The organism is Pseudoalteromonas sp. TB51, from assembly GCF_000498055.1.
Lineage (GTDB): Bacteria > Pseudomonadota > Gammaproteobacteria > Enterobacterales > Alteromonadaceae > Pseudoalteromonas > Pseudoalteromonas atlantica.
In genome coordinates this window covers 1-2,589 of the sequence record NZ_AUTO01000183.1, presented here as the reverse complement: position 1 = coordinate 2,589, position 2,589 = coordinate 1, and the positions used below count along the sequence as shown (strand labels likewise).

The 2,589-nt window shown below is 41.2% G+C and carries 4 protein-coding genes and 1 pseudogene; 2 read left to right on the top strand and 3 right to left on the bottom strand.

All coding sequences use genetic code 11. The annotated features are described in order from the left end of the window. The first annotated feature begins 263 nt into the window (after positions 1-263). Complete coding sequence (locus L650_RS0109915; protein ID WP_029773008.1) at positions 264-800, top strand: gamma carbonic anhydrase family protein; 537 nt, start codon at positions 264-266, stop codon at positions 798-800. Here L650_RS0109915 and L650_RS0109910 read toward each other — a convergent pair. Together L650_RS0109910 and aroE are read right to left on the bottom strand one after the other, a co-directional pair. Next, positions 783-1,043: a DUF1488 domain-containing protein gene (locus L650_RS0109910; protein ID WP_024031321.1), complete on the bottom strand. Its 261-nt coding sequence runs from the start codon at positions 1,041-1,043 to the stop codon at positions 783-785. The two genes, L650_RS0109915 and L650_RS0109910, sit on opposite strands and share 18 nt — an antisense overlap. Further along, positions 1,040-1,864 carry a shikimate dehydrogenase gene (gene aroE, locus L650_RS0109905; RefSeq protein WP_029773007.1) on the bottom strand — a complete coding sequence of 275 codons (825 nt, stop codon included), beginning with the start codon at positions 1,862-1,864 and terminating at the stop codon, positions 1,040-1,042. Before aroE ends, L650_RS0109910 begins: the two co-directional genes overlap by 4 nt. A 53-nt stretch (positions 1,865-1,917) precedes the next feature. Here aroE and L650_RS0109900 point away from each other — a divergent pair, with 53 nt between their 5' ends. Then, a complete protein-coding gene (locus L650_RS0109900) occupies positions 1,918-2,355 on the top strand; it encodes a group II truncated hemoglobin (protein WP_029773006.1) in 438 nt (145 codons plus the stop codon). A gap of 93 nt (positions 2,356-2,448) precedes the next feature. Here L650_RS0109900 and L650_RS24105 read toward each other — a convergent pair. After that, positions 2,449-2,589: pseudogene (locus L650_RS24105) on the bottom strand (coproporphyrinogen III oxidase); the annotation flags it as partial.

Genomic DNA, 2,589 nt, shown 5'->3' with positions numbered 1-2,589 from the left:
AAGTTTTACTTAACTCTGTGAGCAGCTCGTGCCTCGCTATGCGTTGGCGTTCCCCGTCTCAGTGGGGTCGCATTATAGGGAGAACAGATTTTTACGCAAGCACTTTTTTAAAGAAAAACCAAAAAAAAGCACTGTTCGGTCAATATGTGAACTAAACCCTCTATAACTGGTAGTTTTATAATCAAAACAGGCCTTTTCTGGCCTATATTTAAGTGTTGCTGTTACACTCAAACGACTATAACTGGTATTTAAAAGGTATATATATGGCTATCCGTTCTTATAAAGGTGTGACTCCCTCTTTTAATTCGTCTGTTTATGTTGATGAGTCGTCTGTTTTGGTAGGAGATATTACGATTGGTGACCACTGTAGCGTATGGCCTTTAGTGGCAGCGCGAGGAGATGTTAACTATATACGTATTGGTGAACGTACAAATATACAAGATGGTAGTGTTCTTCATTTATCACGCGCGACTAAAAGTAACCCAGATGGTTACCCACTTATTATTGGTGATGATGTGACAGTAGGACACAAGGTGATGCTGCATGGATGTACGCTTGGAAATCGTATACTTGTCGGTATGGGCGCTATTGTAATGGATAATGTAATAGTAGAGGACGACGTTATTATTGGTGGGGGGTCATTAGTACCGCCAAATAAACGATTGGAGTCTGGTTATTTATATGTTGGTAGTCCAGTAAAGCAAGCCCGCCCATTAACAGAGCAAGAGCTTGCCTTTTTAAAAGTATCGGCAGATAACTATGTGCAATTAAAAGACGAGTATTTAGCAGAGATCAACTAGATTCACTTCTATCTGCCCTGCCGAGTTATAACTTTCATCTTCTATAAGTTGCTCGGCACATTCTTCGTAATCAAATCGGTATTTATCAAAATGCTGCGTTGCGTGGCTTTCATCTTGAAGCCCTAGCTTTCGTAAATCTATAATACACTCCACCAGCATCCCTGTTACTTGTGCAAAAAAGACTAGTTGGTGGGAAGGTTCTCTAAACTCGAGTCTATCTATAAACTGTATGGCTTGATTCATTTAAGCATGCCTTGTTTTAGTGCTTTAACAACAGGAAGTATAGCGGGCATTTTATTACGCCATACATAATATGCCTGTGCGGCTTGGCCTACCAACATACCACTGCCATCTAACAGCTTAGCGTGGTTATTATGCTCTGCAACCCAGTTCATAAATACGGTATTTTGCTGGGAGTAAAACATATCGTATGCCACCGCGCACAGGCTTAGGTGTTTTTCGTCAAGTGCTGGTAACTCGTTGTTCATACTGCTAGAGGTAGAATTTACGATAAGTGAGTAATTGCTTACAGGTAATGTATCAAACCCATAGCCTGTTACCTTGCCATATTCAGCAAATAGTTGTGCTAAGTCTTGCGCTTTTTTTGCCGTGCGATTAACAATCGTTATTTCAGCTGGGTTATGCTCAAGTAGCGGTAGTATTACCCCTCTTGCTGCGCCACCAGCACCAATAATTAAAATACGCTTATTGGTAATTGTCACTTCATTGGCAAGTAAATCATTAACAAAGCCCACACCATCGGTGTTATCGCCTAACAAAGTGCCATCATCGCGTTTTTTAAGTGTATTAACTGCACCAACAATTTTAGCAAGTGGGGTGAGTTCATCAGCCATGGCATACGCTTGCTCTTTAAATGGCATAGTAACGTTGGCACCTATCCCGCCTTGCTCAAAAAAGGTGGTTACTGTTTTTTCAAAGTGATCGATAGGTGCTAATATTGCGCGGTAGTCGATTTGCTCACCCAAAGATACAGCAAATTGTTTATGTATCGCGGGGGATTTTGAATGTTTGATTGGATTTCCAAAAACCGCATATTTGTCCATTTTAAAGCAACCTCTTTGCAGTTGTACACTGCCTATTAACGATGATAAGTAATATGATTAAACGACTTTTTTCAAAATCTAAACCAGCTCCTGAGCAACCAGCGCCCACTCCTGAGAAAACACCGTATGAAATTATTGGTGGAGAAGCAGGCACCCGTGCTATTGCTAATAGATTCTACGACATAATGGCCAGCGATGAATACGCCAAACCATTATATGATATGCATCCTCTGCCATTAGATAGAATTCGCCAAGTATTTTTTGAGTTTTTATCGGGTTGGTTAGGCGGCCCTAACCTATTTACTGAAAAACATGGCCAACCTATGCTGCGCAAACGCCATATGCCTTTTACTATAAATAAAGACCTGCGCGATCAGTGGATGTATTGCATGAATAAAACGCTCGATATAGAAGTAGACAACCCCCTACTGCGCGAAGGGTTAAAGCAATCTTTTGGACAACTTGCCACGCATATGATTAATGAGCACTAATTGTAACTACTTAGCAAAAAGGCGCTGTTAAGCGCCTTTTATTAGGGTTTGTTGAGCTTTGCGGATTAAACAGCCCCTACCTTAATTTAATATTTATAACTGCCACTCTCTGGCTATCAAATCAGTAGGTTTAGTGCTTAGCCACTCTTGTGGACGTAAATAGTATTGATACAAATTAGCCTCTGCGCTGTCGGGCGCGGGCTTATAATTGTATTCCCAACGCGCCAGTGGCGG